Source organism: Flavobacterium sp. (genome assembly GCF_027531705.1).
Taxonomy (GTDB): domain Bacteria; phylum Bacteroidota; class Bacteroidia; order Flavobacteriales; family Flavobacteriaceae; genus Flavobacterium.
Genome location: NZ_JAPZSP010000024.1, coordinates 63966 through 85985, shown reverse-complemented (window position 1 = coordinate 85985; position 22020 = coordinate 63966). Strand labels below are relative to the sequence as shown.

Annotated in this window: 13 protein-coding genes; 2 read left to right on the top strand and 11 right to left on the bottom strand. The window is 32.3% G+C overall.

All coding sequences use genetic code 11. The features are described 5' to 3' along the window. Positions 1 to 8 precede the first annotated feature (8 nt). Positions 9 to 1550, bottom strand: coding sequence for a glycine--tRNA ligase (locus O9267_RS10020; RefSeq protein ID WP_298178859.1), 1542 nt, complete (start codon positions 1548 to 1550; stop codon positions 9 to 11). A gap of 97 nt (positions 1551 to 1647) precedes the next feature. On the opposite strand from O9267_RS10020, the gene O9267_RS10015 reads away from it, so the two are divergent. Further along, positions 1648 to 2328, top strand: a complete 681-nt coding sequence (locus O9267_RS10015) for a phosphoribosyltransferase family protein (protein WP_298178857.1) — start codon at positions 1648 to 1650, stop codon at positions 2326 to 2328. On the opposite strand, the gene O9267_RS10010 is transcribed toward O9267_RS10015, so the two are convergent. Both O9267_RS10010 and O9267_RS10005 read right to left on the bottom strand, forming a co-directional pair. Continuing rightward, a complete protein-coding gene (locus tag O9267_RS10010) occupies positions 2325 to 4604 on the bottom strand; it encodes a hypothetical protein (RefSeq protein ID WP_298178855.1) in 2280 nt (759 codons plus the stop codon). The genes O9267_RS10015 and O9267_RS10010 overlap by 4 nt on opposite strands. Beyond that, complete coding sequence (locus O9267_RS10005) at positions 4564 to 5565, bottom strand: hypothetical protein (protein WP_298178852.1); 1002 nt, start codon at positions 5563 to 5565, stop codon at positions 4564 to 4566. Before O9267_RS10005 ends, O9267_RS10010 begins: the two co-directional genes overlap by 41 nt. A 158-nt stretch (positions 5566 to 5723) precedes the next feature. On the opposite strand from O9267_RS10005, the gene O9267_RS10000 reads away from it, so the two are divergent. Next, positions 5724 to 7319: an Ig-like domain-containing protein gene (locus O9267_RS10000; protein ID WP_298178850.1), complete on the top strand. Its 1596-nt coding sequence runs from the start codon at positions 5724 to 5726 to the stop codon at positions 7317 to 7319. Positions 7320 to 7625: 306 nt separating this feature from the next. Here O9267_RS10000 and O9267_RS09995 read toward each other — a convergent pair whose 3' ends face one another. The 8 genes from O9267_RS09995 to O9267_RS09960 form a co-directional block, all read right to left on the bottom strand. Beyond that, positions 7626 to 8390: an amidohydrolase gene (locus O9267_RS09995; protein ID WP_298178847.1), complete on the bottom strand. Its 765-nt coding sequence runs from the start codon at positions 8388 to 8390 to the stop codon at positions 7626 to 7628. Between the two features lie 55 nt (positions 8391 to 8445). Continuing rightward, positions 8446 to 11361: a GEVED domain-containing protein gene (locus tag O9267_RS09990; protein WP_298178845.1), complete on the bottom strand. Its 2916-nt coding sequence runs from the start codon at positions 11359 to 11361 to the stop codon at positions 8446 to 8448. An 86-nt stretch (positions 11362 to 11447) separates the two neighbouring features. Continuing rightward, positions 11448 to 13409, bottom strand: a complete 1962-nt coding sequence (locus O9267_RS09985) for a sialate O-acetylesterase (protein WP_298178842.1) — start codon at positions 13407 to 13409, stop codon at positions 11448 to 11450. Between the two features lie 69 nt (positions 13410 to 13478). Beyond that, entirely contained in the window at positions 13479 to 14939 is a 1461-nt protein-coding gene (locus O9267_RS09980; protein WP_298178840.1) for a glycoside hydrolase family 30 protein, read from the bottom strand. Positions 14940 to 14948: 9 nt separating this feature from the next. Continuing rightward, on the bottom strand, positions 14949 to 16382 hold the full coding sequence (locus O9267_RS09975) for a glycoside hydrolase family 30 beta sandwich domain-containing protein (RefSeq protein WP_298178835.1): 1434 nt from the start codon (positions 16380 to 16382) through the stop codon (positions 14949 to 14951). Then, positions 16379 to 17230 (bottom strand): endonuclease/exonuclease/phosphatase family protein, encoded by an 852-nt coding sequence (locus tag O9267_RS09970; protein WP_298178833.1) that lies wholly within the window; start codon positions 17228 to 17230, stop codon positions 16379 to 16381. The genes O9267_RS09975 and O9267_RS09970 overlap by 4 nt, the downstream gene beginning before the upstream one ends. A 258-nt stretch (positions 17231 to 17488) precedes the next feature. Next, the gene (locus tag O9267_RS09965; RefSeq protein WP_298178831.1) at positions 17489 to 18940 is read right to left on the bottom strand and encodes a RagB/SusD family nutrient uptake outer membrane protein; all 1452 of its coding nucleotides are present in this window, start codon (positions 18938 to 18940) and stop codon (positions 17489 to 17491) included. A gap of 26 nt (positions 18941 to 18966) precedes the next feature. Continuing rightward, positions 18967 to 21972, bottom strand: a complete 3006-nt coding sequence (locus tag O9267_RS09960; RefSeq protein WP_298178829.1) for a TonB-dependent receptor — start codon at positions 21970 to 21972, stop codon at positions 18967 to 18969. Positions 21973 to 22020 lie beyond the last annotated feature (48 nt).

Here is a 22020-nt window from a genome sequence, read left to right as displayed (position 1 = left end):
TTTTATGTTTACATCTTCATCAACCAATTCTTAACCGAAACTTCATTTTCTATAATGTCTTTTAGTTCCGAAATGCCCACTCTATCTTGTTTCATCGAATCTCTGTGGCGTATGGTTACGGTTTGATCTTCTAGTGTTTGATGGTCAACTGTTATACAAAATGGTGTTCCTAAAGCATCTTGACGACGGTAACGTCTTCCAACTGCATCTTTTTCGTCATAAGAAACATTGAAATTCCATTTTAAATCTTCTATTATTGTACGAGCCACTTCTGGCAAACCGTCTTTTTTAACTAATGGTAATACAGCCGCTTTTGTTGGCGCTAATACTGATGGTAATTGTAAAACCGTTCTTGTTGAACCGTCTTCAAGTGTTTCTTCTTTTAATGAATTGGAGAAAACAGCTAAAAACATTCTATCCAAACCAACTGAAGTTTCTACTACATAAGGTGTATAGTTAGCATTGGTTTCGGTATCAAAATACTGCATTTTTTTACCTGAAAATTCTTCGTGCGCTTTCAAGTCGAAATCGGTTCTTGAGTGAATTCCTTCTAATTCTTTGAAACCAAATGGGAAATGGAATTCGATATCAGCGGCAGCATTGGCGTAGTGTGCTAATTTTTCATGATCATGAAAACGGTAATTTTCTTTTCCTAAACCTAACGATAAATGCCAGTTCAAACGAGTAGTTTTCCAATACTCGTACCATTTCATTTCTTCACCTGGTTTTACAAAAAATTGCATTTCCATTTGTTCAAACTCACGCATACGGAAAATAAATTGTCTTGCTACAATCTCATTTCTAAAAGCTTTACCGGTTTGAGCAATACCAAAAGGAATTTTCATTCTTCCCGATTTTTGAACATTCAAGAAATTTACAAAAATTCCTTGTGCTGTTTCTGGACGTAAATATAAATCCATTGCACTTTCAGCAGAAGCACCTAGTTTTGTTCCAAACATTAAGTTGAACTGCTTTACGTCTGTCCAATTACGTGAACCGCTTTCTGGACAAGCAATTTCTAATTCTTCGATTAGTGCTTTTACATCTTCTAAATCGCCATTTCCTAATGATTTACCCATTCTTTCCAAGATTTCTCTTTCTTTAGAAAGGTATTCCATCACACGTGGATTGGTTGTTTTGTATTGTTCTTCGTCAAAAGAAGCACCAAAACGCTCACGGGCTTTTTCGATTTCTTTTTTGGCTTTCAGGTTTAATTTTTCCGCATAATCCTCAATTAAAACGTCGGCTCTATATCTTTTTTTCGAATCTTTGTTGTCTATCAATGGATCATTAAAGGCGTCAACGTGTCCTGATGCTTTCCATGTGGTTGGATGCATTAAGATAGCTGCGTCAATTCCGACAATGTTTTCGTGCATTTGCACCATTGCTTTCCACCAATATTCACGGATGTTTTTCTTAAGTTCAACACCGTTTTGTGCGTAGTCATAAACCGCACTTAATCCGTCGTAAATTTCGCTTGACGGGAAAATATATCCGTACTCTTTTGCGTGCGAAACTACATTCTTAAATAAATCTTCTTGTTTTGCCATAATGGTGCAAAAATATAAAAAGTGAACTTAAAAAATAACTTTATTGTAAATTGAATCAATCAATTTTATACATTTATACTTTCAAAACTATTTTTTCATGTTTGAGAGTCTTGTAAATCTCTTTTTTCCCAAGGTTTGTATGGGTTGTAATTCATTTTTGTTAAATAATGAAATTACAATTTGTACGGTTTGTCGTCACGAAATTCCTTTAACCAATCACCATTTGAACGAAGAGAATGAGGCGAAAATGAAATTTTACGGGAAAATCCCAGTCGAATTTGTCGCTACTTTCCTTTATTTCAACAAAAAAGGAATTGTGCAAGAACTAATTCACAACCTAAAATATAGAGGTCATCAAGAAATAGGAACTGCAATAGGAAATTGGTTTGTTGAAGATTTGAAAAACAATAAAATCATACAAACAGTTGATGAGGTAATACCTGTTCCGTTACATAAAAAACGACTCAAAAATCGAGGTTACAACCAAGTGACTACTTTTGCTAAAACAATTTCAGAAAATTTGGGACTGGTTTACAATGATGAAATTTTGTCCAGAAACATCTATTCAACAACACAAGTTTATAAAAACCTTTTGGGTCGAACTTCGGTTTCATCGGCAACTTTTGGAGTTACATTTTCTGAAAAAAATCACAACAAACATTTTCTTTTGGTTGACGATGTATTGACGACAGGCGCAACACTTGAAGCTTGTGCCAGAGAACTTCTAAAAATCCCAGGTGCAAAAGTTAGTATTGTTTGTATGGCATTGTCGCATTAATTCTTCGGGCCATTAATATAAGTATCAAAATAACCACATTCGCGGATAACTTCTTGGTAATATTTGGTGTTGAAATATGATTTTTTTAGGTTTTTAAAACCATTCCAAGCTAAGAAATTTACTTCTGTTTCTTCTTGCTCATACCAGTTTGTGTAAGTTGTATAATATTTTTTGTTGTAATACTCATTTCGTTCGCATTTGGCCAACATATAGTGGCATTTGGCTTTTTGTTCATCGGTTTTGGCAGCAGCTAATGCTTTTTCGTAATATAATTTTGCCAAAGAACAATCGGAAACCATTTTTTTAGACGAATCTCTAAAATCATAAGGTGACGATCCATAACCCATTATATTTCCTTCGTGAAATGAACGTGCATTTCCAAAATGAGTGATGTTGTAAAAGGCGTTTGCAGTTAACATTGCGTTTGTGTAAACATCTTCTTGTTTGGCTATTTTATCTTGCATTTCTTTGATAGTAGTAAGAAATTCAATTTCAGAATATTTTCGTTTTTGATAAGCAGCATGATCACAATCGTGGCAATCTTTAATATTTCCGTTGAATGGATTTCCTAAAAATTGGCTGTGTTGAATACTATCGGTTTTTTGCATAAAAGCAATTGCTTCTGGAATTTTATTTTGAAAAGTTGCTTTTACAGCTTCATATTCATATATTTCAGTAAGTTTCACATTATAAACGTTGGCAGCAATTTTTTCAATTTCAGATTTGTTTTCTTTTGACATAAAAGCTTTCATGGCATCTAAGTTAGCTTGATTATCATAAAAATCATTGTTTCTGTCAAAAAGCTCCGCCATTACAGTATTTTTTTGACTTTTGTACAAAGCCGACAAATATCTTTTGCTCCAAGCAGAAGCATTGTTATATCTTAATTCTCCAGCGGTATCGTATTTTAGTTCTTGGTAAATCCATTTTAAATCAGGCACAAGTAAAGCTTCACTTTTAGTATTCATTTTATCGGTTTTACTTACATTGTTTATAAAACGTAATAGTCGTAACTGATTGATAGCTAGATTTTTTTTTGGCAATTGTTTTTCGGCTTTATCAAAATAACTTTCGGCTTGACTGTAATTTTGCGTTAGAGTTTGCAAGTAACCAGCAGCACAATTCCATAAATAGGGTTTAGACGTTTTTCCTGCTTTTGCAATTTTGTCAACCAATGCTATTGCTGTGGCATTTAGAGCTTCTTTGTTGGTTTTTTTCTTTTCTTCTATTGTTTTATTTTCAAAAGAATTATCAATTTTTCCTTCTTGAATGTTGACTAATCTTGTCAAAAGATAATCTAAATGTTCGCTTTCGGGTTTTAAATCATAAATTTTCTCAATAGCTCTTACTTCGTCATTATAGTAACCTTGAAGTGCCCACAAAGCTGCTTTTTCTTCATTGGTTTTAGCCATTGCCAACGATTGATTCCAGTCGGTTTCTTCTTGTGGATGAAAGCAGTAAGCCGTTACAACACGCATCGTCGGACATTTGTCGAAAACTATACTGTATTGGTAATTGGAATGTGCGTAGTTTTTATTTTTATAATTTATTCCAGCTAAATAAGACAATCCTCTGTAATACAAGGTGTTTTTGGGAACATCATTTTGCGTTTTGTTGAAAAAAGCGACTGTTTTTTCGTAATCACCTTGGTAAAAAAGTGCTTTGATAGTTTGAAACCAATAACGATTTTTAAGAAAACTATCTTTTTCGGAGTTGTATCTTTTTTCAAAAAGAGAAATTAGTTTTCCATCAACCGTTTTTTGGTTCGCATTACTGTCATAATCCCAGTAGTTTTCATTGGTAGAAGCATCTTCCAGTTTTTTGGCAGCATCTAAAAATTCGATAAAACTTTTAACTTTCTTGTCTTTATAATCTATTTTCGATTCCCATTTTTTGGAAAAATCAGTTGGTTTTTTGGTTGAAATAAATTTGCTAATTCCGGTTAATTCCGTTGCACTTGAGTCGACTGTTAGGAAGAATTTCAAAGTTTCTAAATCAATTTTTTTATCGAGATAATTGCTCCAATCTGAAATTATTTCGTCATTAAAACGACCGTTGTGAGCGGTGTCAAACCCATAATAATCGCGGGTATAAAACACGTCAGGCGACAAAAATAGCGGAGAATACGATTTTTCTACAAAAACTTCGGGTGCAAAATTGGAGTTGTCATCCCAAAAATCCCAATCGCCGCCAGCGCAAGCGTAAATAATCGTATAAGAAAATAAGCCAATGGCACTAAAAGCTATTGCTAATTTTTGTAAAAATGTCGTTTTCATATTGTTGTGTATTGAATTCGTCTAAATCGTAAAAAATAATTTCGTTGGGATTTTGTTTTAAATTTTCTTTCAAATCATCTGTCATTTCTAGTAAATCTTCTTCAGAAATGCTTTCAAATTTTAAAATATCGTATGTTTTATAATAAGTTCCACCTTTAAAACAAGGATTTTTCGCCTTGAAAAAAGTTTCATTTACCTGAACAAAATTAGTATCTTTCTTTATATTTTCAATGCTAATTTTACTTTTTAAACCAGTAATTTTTCCATCTCTTATATGAATTGCCCATGTGTAAATAGGAAGCGCAATTTCAAGTTGCAAAGGATATTTCTGAATGCTTTCGAGGTATTTGTCAGCGATTTTTTTGTCGTAAATAGAATTTAGCGAATCAGGTGCAATTTTTCCCATATTGTAATACATCAAAACTGCTTTGTCCACATTAGGAACGCCCGTTTTTTGGTAATATTTTATTTGATGTAAACGAATAGTCGCCGAAATTTTGACCTTAGCCACTTTTTTGAAAGCTTTAATAAATTTGAAAAAACGGTCTTTGCTAGTCAATGTCCAATCGCAATCAAACTGTACTTCATCAATAGAAATATTGTTTTTAGCATTTATTTGATTGACAAACGAATTGGTTTTGGTGGCTAATTCTTCAAGATTAATTTTCGGATTTAGGAAAACTTTATTTTTAATGTAAATCACAGGAACAACTTTGAAACCTGTAGTTTTTTCTTGAAATTGAATAGGTGCTTTCGGAAAAGCCTCGTTGGTTTTTTCTAGCAAATCAATATCAAAATAACGAACATATAATTTTTGAACCTGATTGTTTTTCAGAATTGTTTTCTCCGATTCAGAGAATTTGAAAACGGTTTTCCAGTAATAAAAAGAAATCGTAGGCTTTTCTTGTTTTTGGCAAGAAAGGAAGAGCAATAAAAATAGGAGTAAACCAAATTTTTTCAAGAGTGATACTGTATTTTCGAGTGTAAAATTACATAAAAATGGGTGTGAGAATAAATAATGATGAAAAAATAATTGTCTGTATTAATAATTCTATAAAAAGTTTCAATAACAATAAATATAATTGTTATTTTGTAGCTAGTTAAAAAATACATTCTGTTTTGAAGAATTATATAAAAATTTTTGCAATTCTTTTCTCGATTCTTATTGCTAGTTGCGCCAAGCGTGGCTCTATTAGTGGTGGACTAAAAGATACGATTGCACCAGTTATGAAGGTTAGTTTACCCAAAAATTTCAGCACTAATTTTACTGGAAAAACCATCAAACTGACTTTTGACGAATATGTGAAACTAAAAAATGTAAACAAACAATTGATTGTTTCACCTCCAATGACAACGGCTCCCGATATTTCGCCAACAACGGCTAGCAAGTATATTACCATCAATATAAAAGATACGTTGCAACCAAATACAACCTATAGTTTTAATTTTGGGCAAAGTATAGAAGACAATAACGAAGGCAATCCGTACAAGCAATTCAAATATGTTTTTTCGACAGGAAGTTATATAGATTCATTGAAGTTGAGCGGAAAAATTAAAGATGCAATCGACAAAAAAACCGATAATTTTGTGTCTGTTCTATTGTATGAAATCAATGAAAAGTACAATGATTCGGTGGTTTACAAGCAGAAACCAAGATATGTTACCAATACGTTAGATAGCGCAACAACTTTTCAGTTAGAAAATCTAAAAGCTGGAAAATATCTTTTGGTTGCCATGAAAGATGTGAATAATAATTTCAAATTTGATTCTAAAACAGAGAAAATTGGGTTTCATAAACAATATGTTACAATTCCGAATGATACACTTTACGAAATTGAATTGTTCAAAGAAAAGCAGGCTTTCAAATCTGTAAAACCTTCGCAAGCTTCGAATAATAGAGCTTTATTAGGATATAGCGGCGATTATAAAGGTGCGAAAGTGACGCTAAAAAAAGGAAACGAAATCATTCCGAGTACGGTTTCTAAGTTTCAGGAAAAAGATTCGGTTCAAGTTTGGTTTAAACGTGCTGATATGGATTCTGTTTCTGTAAATGTTACCAAAGACAAGTATTCGGCAGATTATAATTTGAAACTAAAAAAACAAAAAGTCGATTCGCTTAGCATAACCCCAAAACAAAACGGAATTTTAAATTTAAGAGATAAATTTGCTTTGAAAACTTCGATTCCGATAACCAAAATTGATAATTCTAAAATCGCTTTTATCAATAAAGATTCGGTTGCAGTTAAATTTGAAACTGCTTACAACGAGTGGAATCAAGAAATCGAATTCAATTTTGAAAAAGAACCTTTGGAAAAATACAAACTCAAAATTTTGCCAGGTGCTTTTGTAGATTTTTACGAAAAAGAAAATGATAGTTTAAAATTTATCTTTTCGACCAAAAACGTAACCGACTACGGAAATCTTAGATTAAAACTCGAAAATGTAAAATCATTTCCAGTAATTGTTGAATTGACCAACAAAGAAGGCAAGGTTTTATATACCGAATATGCCGAAAAAAGTGGTCAAGTAAACTTTGATTTAATCGAACCAGCCCTTTTTACTTTGCGAATTATCTACGACGAAAATGGTAATAAAGAATGGGATTCTGGTAATTTTATAGCCAAAAAACAATCGGAAGAAGTCATTTATTTCCCAAAAGAAATTGACATAAGGGCCAATTGGGATGTCGAACAGGTTTTTGATTTGAAGAAATAACTTATTGACTTGTTTTTTTGCTACTGATTAGATGGATTAACACTGATTTTGTTATATCAAGATTGTAAAATCCTTATAACCTGTGAAAACCTGTGGCTAAATGATTTATTTAACGTGAGTTCGACGTAAGCATATTTAAATTTAGACACGAATTACACGAATTATTTTTTAACAATTGAATTTCATGAATTAAAAATCTGATAAAATCAGATTTTATTGGTGTAATTTTCTATCATCAATTTGTGTAAATTAGTGTAATTCGTGTAAAATGGTGAATGTTTCTTTGGTTTTTATATCGAACTCACGTTATTTAAGTTCAAATTCATCTTTATCGTTTAGAAAAGCTAATTTACTTCGTGTCTCGTCTTGTTTTTCTTTGTCTATTTCTACAATGAAAACGCCATCTTTTTCTTGAGGTTCTACCAAATAATTTCCTAAAAAATCGATGGCTTGTGAGTGACCAACATAGTCTAAATTGTTGTTGTCGTTTCCTATTCGGTTAACGCCAATTACGTAACTCATATTTTCTACTGCTCGTGCTTTTAGCAAAATATCCCAAGCATTTACGCGAGGTTTTGGCCAATTGGCAACATATAGTAGTAAGTCATAATTCTCAACATTTCTTGCAAAAACTGGAAAACGCAAATCATAACAAACAAGCGGACAAATTTTGAAACCCTTGTAAGTAACAATCAATTTTTTCTTGCCAGAAGTGTAAACTTTATCTTCGCCAGCAAGTGTGAAAAGATGTCGCTTGTCATAAAATTCAATTTTGCCATCGGGAAAAACAAAAAGCAATCGGTTGTAATAGTTTTCATTTTCTGTAATGACTAAACTTCCCGTAATAGCGCAATTTTTCGCTTTTGCTAGTTTTATTAGCCAAGAAACGGTTTCGCCTTGCATGGTTTCAGCAACCTTTTTCGGATTCATTGTAAAACCAGAAGTAAACATTTCGGGTAAAACAATCAAATCGATTACTTCATTTATAGAATTGATTTTTTGCTCGAAATTAGTTCGGTTTTCTGTTGGATTTTCCCAAACGAGCGTTGAGTTAAGCAGGGCTATTTTCATATGGTAAAGTTAAAAAAAAACTTCCGTCAAATTAACGGAAGTTTTTAGTTGTGATTTATTTTACCATAATTTTTTTGACTCTACCAAATTGATTATTTCCAAGTCGGATGAGGTAAACGCCTTTTGGAGCGTAACTCATGTCTAAGTTGTAACTATATTTACCTTCTTTGTTTTTAACTTTATCTAAAACAACACGTTGCCCGTTAGTGTTATAAACAGTAAAAACAAGTGGATTTACTTCTAGAGATTTTTCAAGTGAAATTTCAAACTGATTATTGGCAAGTGATTTTACAACTAGTTCAGTATTATTCAAGTTATAATTAGCAATAGCTAGAGTAGGAGTAATGGTAACTAAATAGTCTTCGGTTTCACCATAAGTTGTTCCATCACAAGCATCGTCAGGAACGTTATTATTCCAGTTTGTTTTGGCGCGCATCAAGTGTTGACCAAGAGTTGCAGTCTCTGAAACAGTCAAAGAAGTAGTTTCGGTATAAGTTCCAGAACCTTCGTTTGCTCCAAGTTCATAATTTGTAACTACTTTTTCATTTGTTGTAAAAACAAAATCATCATTATAATCAATCCAAACTGATACAAATTGGCTTCCATAATCGGTTGAGATAGTTAAATCATTAGTGCTTCCTTGAACTAAATCGGTAGAAAGATTGGTAAAATCGCTGTAGCCATTTGCACCACATTCTGAAGCATTATCAATAGTACCTAGCTGAAATAATCGTAATCCATCACCCGATGTACAATCGGCGTCTGGTTGGCAATTTGATTTAGTAATAACTGTCGAAAATGAATCGTTGGAATTATTACTATCGGCTACTAATGCAGTTGTTGCTGAAAGATTGTGAATACCTAATGCTACAAAATTACCTGTTTGTGTAAAAGTATAATTTGCCGAACTATCTGCTGGAATTGTACCAGTAAAAGTTTCGTTTACGGTTGTACCATCCAAAGTATAAGAAATAGGAAAATTAGATTGAGCTTGCCCACCAAAATTCTCTACGGTAACCGTTATGCTTTCCGTTGCGGTTAAATTTGTTCCCGAAACAGGTGAAGTTATAGCCGATACACCAACGTCTTTTGGGTTTAAATGTATAACTGTTTTAGTAAAACTATTGTTAGAATTGTCTTCATCGGTAGTCATTGCAGTTGAAGCAATTATTGTATAGGTTTGTCCAACAGTTCCTAAATTTGCTGTGGCAGAAAAAGTATAAGTTGCGTAACCAGCAGAAGCAATTGTACCTGTAAATGTTTCAGTAATGACTGTTCCACCATTTATTTGGTAAGAAACAGGAAAGTTAGAAGCTGCATTTTGACCATAATTAAAAATGGAAATGGTAACAGATTCTGAAGCAGTCAGTGTAGCATTATTTGGGTTTGTTATAGCTACAACACCAACATCATTGGTAAAGTTAGGTGCAATTTTGAAAACACCTACAACATCTTTTCTGCCAGAGTTCATATATTCATTGCAGAACCAAAATGATTTACTATCAACAGGATCAAGTGCAAGTTTGCTATAATCACCATAACGAGTACCTGGAATGTTTTGATTTCCAATAGCGATAACATTTTCTTCGATAGTCATTACGCCAAGCGGATCATTTGCATATCTTCCTGTATAGCATGAACCAACTTTTTGATTTACAGTTCCACCCATACTTGTATAACCCATTCCAATATTTCCTTGAATGTCAATTCCCATACTTGCATTCCAAGCATGTTTGTTATTTGGAGCCGTGTAAGTTCCTTCTTGATAAATAGACCAAGGTTGTCCATCACCAGATTGACGTAATTCGAACCATCTTACACCAGCTTGTTTGTCGGCATCAGTTTTAGTGTTTACCACAAAATTGAAAACTGCTGAATTATGAGAAGGGAATTTTCTAAATTGAGCTTGATTCATTACAGTTGCCTGAAGTGCATCAATTGAAGCACCACCATTTGGTTGCGCAAGATTTTCCCATGCTCCATCATCAAAAACTGATGTGAAAGCAGAAGTAGTAAGAGTTTGTGCAGTCGAAATAGTTGAATTTGAAGGTGTTGACCAATTTACATTTACTGACCATAGTTTTAAATGATCTTCGGTAACTCCAGACCAAGCATCATCTTGCATATAAACAATTGGCACATTTCCGGCAGCAGGAAAGTTAGAACTAGTTACATTAAAGGCTTGTGGACTGTAGAATCCGCTTGTTACTATTCCTGGTAAAGGAAAACCAATAATTTGTGCAGTTGTGTCACCAGTTAACATTTTGCTTCTTTCTAAAGCATAAATAACTTCTGTAGTTGATGCTGAACCTGAATCTTTGTTAGCAGTTAAATAATAACCGTCACTCCAAATAGAAAGTTTTTGATAATCGGTATTCATTGGAAAATTATACACATACCAACCACCAGTTACAGGATTTGATGTTTGACTAACAGCTACTTGTACGCCATCGCCTAAAAAAGTCATGACAAATCTTTCGGCTTGAGTATCGTATGAACAAGTTAAATCACAACAGCCACTTTCTGGAAAAATATTACTAGTGTCTAATTGAGCAGTAAGAGGATTTCCAAGTTTGTCAAAAATTCTAAAGCCTGTATTGAAAACTAAAATATAGTGGTCGGGACCAACGGCACCAGCTGGATCGGTAGGTTGCGATTCGGAAGCGGCACCATCAAAAACGATGCTGGCACTTCTACCTTTTAGCTTTAAATTGTTTTTGTTTTCTTTGGCTAATGGATCATTTCCATACGGAAAACCTTTGCCATAAACGGCTTTGTTTTTACCAGATTTTTTATCTTTTGCCTCACCAAGATTTACAGGAGCAGGAACAAGATTAGTTCGAGAAGATAAACTCTTAACGATGGTCATGTGGCTTGCATTCTTTATAAAAGTTGGATTGCTAGCCACTTGAGCATTTAGCTTACATTGTAAAAATATAGCTAAAGCAAGAAGTGTAATTTTTAATTTCATTTTTCTAGATTGTTGTTTGTTAGGCAAATCTAGGTATTTTTATTTTAAAGAAAGAATTCTTTTTCACAATGAATTACAAGTATAAATCAATTTGATATTTTATATTTTTCCTCTTCAGTGCTCAATTTCCAATTATCGGTTCTAAATGGAATTGTTGGAAAACCTTCGTTGTTAAACAAATTACATTCGGAAGCATCACCAACCCATCCAAAACGAATTGCGATTGGGTTTGGAACTTTATTGCATGTTAAGACAATTCTATTCTCAATAATTTCTGCCTTAGCAAAATAAAACACATGATTTTCACCAGCTACTTCAAAACCTTTTATATAGCCATATTTATCAGGTGTAAATAAACCAGAACCTATATTTTCAAAAGTTATATATGTTTTTCCTGCTTTATTTTCAAAAGATTTGAAAGTTGGTCCATTTGATGTTACTTGTTTAATTAGATTTACTTCATCATAAACACCATCAAGTGCTATTGAAGCCAATCGTTTTCCAACATCTTGTTTGTTAGTTGGATGAATATCTTTTGGATTGGTAACTAAATCAGTAGTGACAACCATTCCAGTGTTTTTTAGTTGCAAAGTATTGGTTTGTGCTTCTCTCAATTCTGCCCAAGAACAACCTTCATTGCTGTTTCCTTTGGTAAGAAAACTTGCTAATTGTACAAAATAAAAAGGAAAATCTGATTTGAATTTTGAACGCCAATCTTCAATTAATAAAGGAAAAGCTTTGTTGTATTGATAAGCTCTTGAAGTATTGCTTTCGCCTTGGTACCAAAGCACACCTTTGAATGCAAATGGAATTAGCGGATTAATCATTGCATTATAACAAAGTGATGGAAATTCGTTTTCGTTTACGCCGTTTTTGATGGTTTCAACTTGAAATTTCCAAGTTCCATTTAATGCAATTTGAGTTTTTTCAGAAATTAATTTTAATTCTTCATTATTTCCATAAATTCCGCCACCACCGCCGTTATCGATTACTCTAATTGCAATTACATTATCACCAACTTTTAGAATTTCTGATGGAATTTGATAAGCTCTTTTTATATCCCAACCAAAGGTTTCCCCGACTTTAATTCCATTTACAAAAGTTTCATCATTGTCATCTATAGCAGGAATTTCTAATGTAATAGACTTGTTGTTTTCGGTTAATGTAAAATGTTTTCTGAGCCAAACTACTCCATCAAAATCCCCTAAACTTTGTTCTTCCCAAGCGGTTGGTTGTTGTAAAGTGAGCCATAAACTGTCATCAAAATTTAAATCTTTATAAAATGGAACCTTTTCAGTTGAGAATTTAGTTTTTTGAAGAGTTTCAATTCTATTTTGAGCAGCTACCATTTTTAAATCTAATAGAGTATTGAGATTGACTTTTGGCATTTGAGCAATCATTTCTTTGAATTCAGGACTACTTTCAAAACCTTCACGACTTATCCAAGTTTCTATATTAGTTCCGCCCCATGAAGCATTTATTATACCAATTGGAATGTTTAGTTTTTGATTTAATTCTTTTGCGTAGAAATAACCAATTCCTGTAAAATCGGCTACCGTTTCTGGTGAACAAATTTGCCAAGATGCATTTTTTAAATCTGAATTGGGAATTGAATTAATTTCTTTAGGAATTTTGATATGTCTAATTGTTGGAAAATTGGCATTTGCAATTTCTTCTTTCGAATTATTAGATTGTCCAACAGTCCATTCCATATTAGATTGCCCTGAACAAAGCCAAACTTCACCAATTAGAATATTTTTTATTTCAATTTTTGTTTTTCCTTTTATTGAAAGAATAAATGGACCGCCAGCTGATTCATTGTCTAAATAAACTGACCATTTTCCTTCTTTATTTGCGATTGTTTTTTTAGTTTGATTATGAAATTTTACCGTAATTGCCTCATTTGCTTTTGCAAAACCCCAAACAGGAATTTTTACATTTTGTTGCAAAATCATGTTATCCGAAAAAATAGAAGCCACTGAAGTCTGCGCTTGAATAATAATTCCAATAAATAGGAATAATACGATTATGAAATGTTTCTGTTTCATTTATTCTATTATTTAAAAAAACCTACACAAACGTAATTTGTTTAGGTTTTACATAAATCAACTTATAATTTAATAAACAAGCGTTTGAATCGCATTTGGCAAAATAGTTACTTCTGTAGCTGTTTTTCCAATACATAAATTGTATGTTACTTTTTTGTTACTGTTATTAAGAACAACTGTAATTACTTTTCCATCTTTATTAAGGAAAGAAGTTGTGAGCAAATTACTTCTGCTTGAAACAGAACTAATTCTTTTGGCATTTTTTCCAATAAATTTTGAAAAATGACCTATAAAATAATAGGAAGGTGTGTATATTAAGTCACCAGTTTTGGTATCACCGTGAATAGGAGAGAAGCAGAAATTGCCAACATGATTTGGCCCACCGTTTTCATCTAATAGAATATTCCAGTCTGTCCAACCAACAGTTCCGTTATTAAAATCATTTATCATCGATTTTCCATAACGCATCCCATTTGCCCAAAGTTGGTATTTAGTTGCATCAAATTTTTCCACACAACCTTCAGTAAATAATAGGTTTTTATTTGGGTATAATTTATTCACTTCACCAACGTTAGATGACATTGGTTCACCACCTGTCCATGTTTCGTACCAGTGAAAACCAACACCCCAAACATATTTATTTGCTTCTGGATCGTCTAAAATTGTTGTGGCTCTTTGTACTAATAAGTCACGATTATGATCCCAAACAGTGATTTTTTTATCGCCAAGACCGGCTTTTTTTAGAGTTGGCCCAAGATAATTTTTTAAAAAATCACGTTCTTCTTCGGCAGTATATATGCAAGATTCCCATTTTTGTGTTGCCATTGGTTCATTCTGAATGGTTAATCCCCAAATTGGCATTCCTTCTTTTTGATAAGCATTGATGAATTTTACATAATAATTAGCCCAAGATTGATAGAATTCAGGTAATAATTTTCCGCCTTTGAGCATGTTTTTAGTATCTTTCATAAAAGCAGGCGGTGACCATGGTGATGCATAAAATTTGACATCAGAACCAATCTTTTCTATAGCTTTTTTGATAAGTGGAATTTTGAATTGCTTATCATGATCAATACTAAAGGTTTTTAGAGCAGCATCACCTTCTTCTACGTAAGTGTAACTTTCTGAACTAAAGTCGCAACTGTGAATGTTTGTTCGCAATAAGGTATAGCCAATTCCATTTTCTTTACTGAAATAGGCATCAAGAAATTCTTGTTGTTTTGCAGGAGTTAATTTTGCAAAAACTTCGGCAGAAGCATCCGTAATTGCGCCACCTATTCCTAAAAAAGTTTGAAATTTTTTATCCGGATCTACAAATATGCAGGTTTGCGTTTCTAACGGTTGTTTTAATGTTGTGAACTGTAAATTAGAATCGGTTTTGGCTAATCTTAAACTTGTACTATCAGCCGATGTGTATATAGTTACTGATTTGTTTTTGGTAGAAAAAGGGATAGCTTTTACAGTTTTTTTATTTTGACCAAAAGCAATAACTGAAAGTAGTAGAAATGATGTTATAATTATTTTTTTCATTTTTATTTATTACCATACAAATGTTCCAACTGCTCCACCATCAAGTGAAACGGTTACCCATTTGTTATTATATTTTATATTGAATGTTTCCGCAGTATTTCCATCGTTTTCAACAATAAGAACTTTTTTGCCTGTTGGAGTTTTAAAAGCGACATTGTTTAAGTTTCCTGAAATATTACTTGCAATTCTAACTGAGCCAGTTGGAACAAATTTCGAAGCGTGGGCGATGATGTAATAGCCTACATTTCTTATATAATTGTCTGCATTTGTAATTGTTAAAGCGCCTTTACACATTGTACAACCGCCAGGAGTATGAGGATTAAAACCTGAGTCGTTGGCCAAATTCCATTCTAATGCAATTTTACTCCAATTTCTCATAGAACCAATAATAACGTTTTTTGAATGCCATTTTAAATCTCCTTCAAAAGAACTATTCGAACCTGTCCATTGTTCAGTAAAATATATATTTTTATTAGGAAATGCATTATGAACATTACTTAAAACAGAAATATCGCCAGCATATAAATGGAATGCTGAGCCATCAACATAGGTATTTGCTGTAGAATCTGATAATACTGTTAAAGGATATTCTGGAACATCACAATTATGATCGTAGGCAACAATTTTAGTTGTAATACCTGACGATTGAAAAGCTTGACCTAAGTGATTTTTTATAAAATCGGTTTGTTGAATAGCAGTCATTAACAAACTCGGATTGTTATTTGGATTCAAAGGTTCATTTTGAGGAGTTATTGCATCAATTCTTATTCCTTGAGCTTGCATTTGCTGAATATATTTTACAAAATATTGAGCATATACTGTATAATATTGAGGTTGCAAACTTCCACCTACAGAACTATTATTATCTTTCATCCAAATAGGAGGTGACCAAGGCGCAGCCATAATTTTAATGTTGGGGTTTATTATGAGAATATCTTTTAGTAAATTAATTAATTGACTATCTGGTGTCAGACTAAAATTTGATAAGTTAATATCAGTTTGGCCATTTGGCATATCATCATAAGAAAAAACAGAACTATTTAAATCGGAAGCACCAATACTAATTCGTAGATAACTTATAGCAATGGAATTATCAGCTGTACCAAAAAGTTCTTGTAATAATTCTTGTTTTTTTGAAACTGATAACTGATTAATAACTTCTGCACTACCACCCGTAAGTGTATATCCAAAACCATCTATTGATTGAAAGGTTTGATTTTCATTAATTTCAATAGTTGTATAGTTATTATTGTTTGTATTAAAATTAAGATTATTGGTTTGTTTTTGTAGTTTGATGGATTCGTCTGATTTTGTAACCCAATAATCAACTTCACTTGTAGTGGGTTTTGTTGTTGAATTTGGTATATCCGAAGATTGAGCACAGCTATATAAAATACTAGCTATAAGCACCTTAAATATTATTTTAAAACTTTTTTTTGTCATTTTTTGTTGTGTTTTATTTGGATTAAAACAGGCAAATGATCAGAAGGATATTTCAAATCTTTAGAATCTGATAAAATTGCGTATTTTAATACTTTAATATTGCTATTCTTTGAAATAAAAATATAATCTATAAGTTTTGTTACAGGTTCATTATGTTTAAAACTATTAAAAGTTCCAGACGGACCAAAGGGTTTTTGTTCGGATATATCACGACTGTCTATCATTTCTTTTTTAAGATTGATAATTCGTTCCTCAGTTGGTTCCGAGTTAAAATCTCCCATAAAAATTACGGGATATTTATTTTTATTTAAAAACAGAATTTTTGAAAGGATAAGTTGGAGGCCTTTAGTTCTGGCTTCTTCACCTATATGGTCAAGATGAGTATTGAATACCCAAAATGTTTTTTTAGTTTTTTTGTCATTTAATAAGGCATAGGTGCAAACTCTATTATAAGCTGCATCCCAACCTTTAGAAATTGTATCAGGAGTTTCTGAAAGCCAAAAAGTGCTTTCTTGTATTACTCTAAAACGATTTTTTTTATAAAAAATATTGGAAGATTCGCCTTTGCCAATACCTTCTCTGCCGGTTCCGACAAAATTGTATTGATTTAATGAACTTGCAATATCGATTACTTGACTTGGAGTTGCTTCTTGAATTCCGAATACATCAGGTTCATAAAATTGTATTTGAGATATAAAATAATCTTTTCTATTAGTCCAACTATTTTCCCCATCCGAATCTAGATTTAGACGAATATTATATGTCATTATGTTCAATAATTGAGCATTTACTTGATAGCTCAATATATTAAAAAATAGAAGACCTGTTATTGTAATTACTTTTCTCATCTTTTTTACATTATCCATCAAAGCTTCTAGCAAATTTATAGTAGAAGCTATTAATGGACAAATCAACTTAAACAAAATAGTATTAAAAACACTAAAACTAAATATTAATCCATTAATAAGAACGCTAAAAGATTTTTTTAATAGAATTGGGAAACATTTTTAAAGTATATGTAAAAAATTAAATTCTTCATTTATTTCAAAATGTACTTTTGAGATTCTATTGTAGCAGTTCAAATTAATGGATTAAATTAACAAAAATTAATATCCAGGATTTTGAGTTAATAGTGCATTAGCATCCAATTTATCTTGAGGAATAGGCCATAAAAGTCTATTCGCATTGATGTTTGATGCAGATGACAAAACATTTCCATTACCATCTTTTTGTTGTGACAATACTTGAATAGCTTTCCCCATTCTTTTTAAATCAAACCAACGATCACCTTCAAAAGCTAATTCCATTAATCTTTCTTCAAGAATTTTATCAATTGCATCAGATTGACCAGTAGCACTAATTGTTGCAATTCCAGATCTTGTTCTTACTTGATTTACCAGCGACATTGCACCAGTTACATCACCAGTACTTGCCAAAGCTTCAGCTTTCAATAATAAAATATCGGCTAAACGAGCAATATAGAAGTTTTGATTACCGTTAGTATCTCTCATTTTATAAGCAAATGGATAAGCTGTTGAAGACCAATAGTTATCAGACCAGCTAACATTATCTCTAGTTATAGTAGATGCTAATCTTTGAGTATCACCATTACTAGTAAAAGCTTGAACTAAAGTATGAGAAGGAGCATTAAATTTTTTCCAATCTGTTCCTAAAAACATGAAAGTATTCCATGCTCCAATTGGACTACTCCATCCGTCGCCATTAATTTCCCAAATTGATTCAGCATTTCCTTCGTGCGCGCTATCAAAAAGATGATCAAATGTAGGTAAAAGGGTATAACCACCACCAATAACAACATCACAATGTTGAATTGTTTTTGCCCAATCAGGATTTGGCATTGTAGCATAAACTTTTGCAAGAAGAGCGTGAGCTGCCATTTTGTTAGCTTTAAATTTATTAGAAGCATCTGGAGCTTTTTCTATTGCAACTAAACAATCTGCTATGATTTGCGCATATACTTCATTAACGGGTTTTCTTGCAGGAAAAAGTTCATTGAAAACTTCGTTGAAGTTATCACTTGAAATTGAAAAGATTGCAGTTTTAGCAATTGGGCAATCGCCCCATAGTTGAACCGCTTGAAAATGATTTAAGGCCCTAATTAATGAGGCTTCACCAACCATCTCATTTTTTCGAGTTGTAGTTAGGTCAGTTGCTTGGTCAACATAATTGATTACAATATTACATGTATTTATATTATTATAAATATCATTCCAATCACCTTTCATTTGAGAATTAGTAGATAGCATTTGATAAGCTTCATATTGAAAAACAGCAGGATTATCTGCGCCAATATAGGCATTGTCAGATTGCCCGTCACCTGCTAATAGAAAATCTAGTTGCCAATAACCTGACCCAAAAGTTCCATATACTGCATTCATTCTAGATTCGGCAGCTGCAGCATCTTCTATTACAATGCCATTATTAAGCGTGGTTGCTTCCTCTGTAATAGGCTCAGTATCTAAATAATCGGAACAAGATGTTAAAAACAACACCATTGATGCAGTTACTATTTTTAAATAATTTTTAAATATTTTCATGATTATATAGTATTAATATTTTAGTATTAAAAATTGGCTTTTACTCCAAAAATAAATGTTTTCACCTGAGGATATGTACCCAAATCAATACCTTGACCAATTCCGGTAGCATTATTAAAAGCTCCAACTTCTGGGTCAAAACCTTTATAATCTGTTATTGTATATAGGTTTTGTCCAGTAACATATAGTTTTACTGTATTTAATTTCAATTTTTCCAATTTAAATTGATAACCTAACGTGACAGCTTTTAATCGGAAGTATGAACCATCTTCTACAAATCTGTCTGAAACATGTAAAGCACTTGCATCATTAGCTTTTGGAACATCGGTAATTTGACCAGGTGTAGTCCATCTGTTTAAGACTTCTGTAGATTGATTGTTGTAGTTATTCATCAATGTTAAGTCCATTCTTGATGCGTTAAAAATATCTCCACCTTGCGAACCCGTAATAAGAGCATCTACACTAAAACCTTTATAACTAAAATCATTACTGAACCCAAAAGTGTAGTTTGGGTTTGGATTTCCAATATTAGTTCTGTCATCAGGAGTTATAGTTCCATCTCCATTAACATCTTTGTATAGCAATGTTCCTGTAGCTGGATCAACTTTGTCAACTTTGTAGCCGTAAAAACTTCCTAAAGAACTTCCTTCAGTTAATAAAATGACACTTTCTCCCAAAGAAGTTAAGTTTTGAAAAGGCAATTTTTTTAATAATCCTAATTCAACTACTTTATTATCGTTAAAAGAAATATTAAAATTTGAATTCCATTTAAAGTCACCTACCAAGTTTCTTGTGTTCAACCCTAACTCCAATCCTTTATTTTCGATTTCGCCAGCATTATAGTAATATGGTTTTGAAAAACCAGGAAAATAAATAATTTGAAGTAGGTCTTTAGTATTCTTTTTATATATATCCGTTGTGAGTCTGATTCTATTATTAAATAAAGCCAAATCTAAACCTAAATTAATGTCAGTAGTTGTTTCCCATTTCAAGTCTGAATTACCAATTTGATCCAGAGTTGTTGCATTTGACAGAGGATTAGTGTAATTTAAATCAAAGCTGGAATAAGCTGGTAATCCAGATAAGTTACCTGTTTTTCCCCAACCTCCTCTAAGTTTTAATTCACTAATAGTGTTTATGTCCTTTAAGAAATCTTCATTTGATACAATCCAAGCTGCGGAAACTGCTGGAAAAAATCCCCATTTATTTCCTTTTGCCAATTGTGACGCACCACTTTCTCTAAACACCCCATTTAAAATATATTTGTTTTTAATAGTATAGGTTATTCTTCCAAAATAAGAAAGACTTCTAACCTCATTTTCTCTATTTTCGAAAGATTGATTTTTTGCCGCATTGATGTCATAACTAGTTTGTTCAACAGAAAACCCTGTTCCAGAATTTGCATCTTTTATATACTTGTTTTTTTGCATTGACGTACCACCTAATAAGGTTAATTCTGAATTATCGAATTTCAATGCATAATTCAAGGTGTTTTCAAAATTCCAATTAGTATTGTTTTCTAATGTGTTACTTCCTCTACCTTTATCAGATGTAGGATTGTTGTCTCCATTTCTCCCCCAAACATTGCTGTATGGATCAACAAACTGTAAATTGTTGGATCTTGTCCAATCTAAAGATACCATAGGCTTCCAAACCAAATTGTGTAAAATATTGACATCAAAACTAATACTGCTCAAGTATCTGTTTATATCCGTTGTGTTTTGTCTTGATAATAAGGAAACTGGATTTTCCCAACCAGATTGATAAGGATTTTCAGCATATTGACCATCTTTAAATCCATCTTTATATGATCCGTCAGGATTTGTATCTCTAATATTTAGTTGTGAACCCCAAATAGGCAAAAATGAAGGAGTTACTAAAGCACTCATAACTGCACCACCTTGTCCAACACTATTATTATCACTAATATATGAGCCATCTGATTGAATAACATTCATACTAACATCTGTTTTCAACCAAGAATAAAGTTCTGCATTTACATTTATTTTTCCAGAGAATCTGTTAAATTTTGATGGGTTTATTATACCTTCCATTGTTTGATACCCTAGAGCTCCATATAATTTTACTTTATCAGTTCCTCCAGCATAAGAAAAATTATAATTTTGATCGATACCAGTTCTTAAAATTTCATCTTGCCAATCAGTATTTATTCCTGTATATTTTGCCTCGTTTGCAGTTGTTACATAACTTGGATTAATATCATTGAGTAATAATTTATAATCTGATAAATTTAGAACATCTACATTATTGACTGCTTTTGAAGAACCTAAATAGGAACTAAATTGGAAATCATTTTTATTTGACTTTCCTTTTTTTGTAGTAATGATTACAACACCAGTTGAACCATTAACGCCATAGATTGCAGTTGCAGTTGCATCTTTTAGAATTGAAAAATCAACAATATCTTCGGTGTTTAAACCAGAAATATCTTTTGTTTGAACTCCATCAACAACATACAGAGGAGAGTTTTCAGAATTTATAGAACTTAGTCCTCTAATCCTTACATCAAAACTTGCTCCCGGTTTTCCCGAAGTTTGTACAACATTTACTCCTGCTGCATTTCCTTGAATGGCTTGAGCAACTGATAAAATAGGACGGTTATCAAAAGCATCAGCTTTTATTGTTGAAACAGCATTTGTTAAATTTTTCTTCTTCTGAGTTCCGTAACCTACATTGATTACAACCTCTTCTAATATGTTTTTGTCTTCTTCAAGTGAAACTTTCATCTCACCATTTGTAATTGAAACTTCCTTAGTAGCAAATCCTAAATAGGAAACTACTAAAGTTGTTGACGAAGAAGGCACGTTTAATGAGAACTTTCCTTCTAAATCTGTTGAAGTGCCTACAGTTGTTCCTTTTGCTACTACATTAGCACTTGCTAGTGGAAGCCCTTTTGATGTTACAATACCAGAAACTTTTTTCTGAGCTTGTACAGATACAATCAAAACGAAGAACATAGATAATAGGAAAAAATTATCCCTAAACCTGTTTGAAAATAGTTTTAAATTCATAAGTTTTAATATTAAAATTTGTTTTGTTTTTTTATTTCATTTAGCACA

Bases quoted from the DNA above. Each gene is read 5' to 3' on its own strand.
- O9267_RS10020 (WP_298178859.1), bottom strand. From the start codon at position 1,550: ATGGCAAAACAAGAAGATTTATTTAAGAATGTAGTTTCGCACGCAAAA.
- O9267_RS10015 (WP_298178857.1), top strand. From the start codon at position 1,648: ATGTTTGAGAGTCTTGTAAATCTCTTTTTTCCCAAGGTTTGTATGGGT.
- O9267_RS10010 (WP_298178855.1), bottom strand. From the start codon at position 4,604: ATGAAAACGACATTTTTACAAAAATTAGCAATAGCTTTTAGTGCCATT.
- O9267_RS09995 (WP_298178847.1), bottom strand. From the start codon at position 8,390: ATGAAAATAGCCCTGCTTAACTCAACGCTCGTTTGGGAAAATCCAACA.
- O9267_RS09990 (WP_298178845.1), bottom strand. From the start codon at position 11,361: ATGAAATTAAAAATTACACTTCTTGCTTTAGCTATATTTTTACAATGT.
- O9267_RS09985 (WP_298178842.1), bottom strand. From the start codon at position 13,409: ATGAAACAGAAACATTTCATAATCGTATTATTCCTATTTATTGGAATT.
- O9267_RS09980 (WP_298178840.1), bottom strand. From the start codon at position 14,939: ATGAAAAAAATAATTATAACATCATTTCTACTACTTTCAGTTATTGCT.
- O9267_RS09975 (WP_298178835.1), bottom strand. From the start codon at position 16,382: ATGACAAAAAAAAGTTTTAAAATAATATTTAAGGTGCTTATAGCTAGT.
- O9267_RS09970 (WP_298178833.1), bottom strand. From the start codon at position 17,230: ATGAGAAAAGTAATTACAATAACAGGTCTTCTATTTTTTAATATATTG.
- O9267_RS09965 (WP_298178831.1), bottom strand. From the start codon at position 18,940: ATGAAAATATTTAAAAATTATTTAAAAATAGTAACTGCATCAATGGTG.
- O9267_RS09960 (WP_298178829.1), bottom strand. From the start codon at position 21,972: ATGAATTTAAAACTATTTTCAAACAGGTTTAGGGATAATTTTTTCCTA.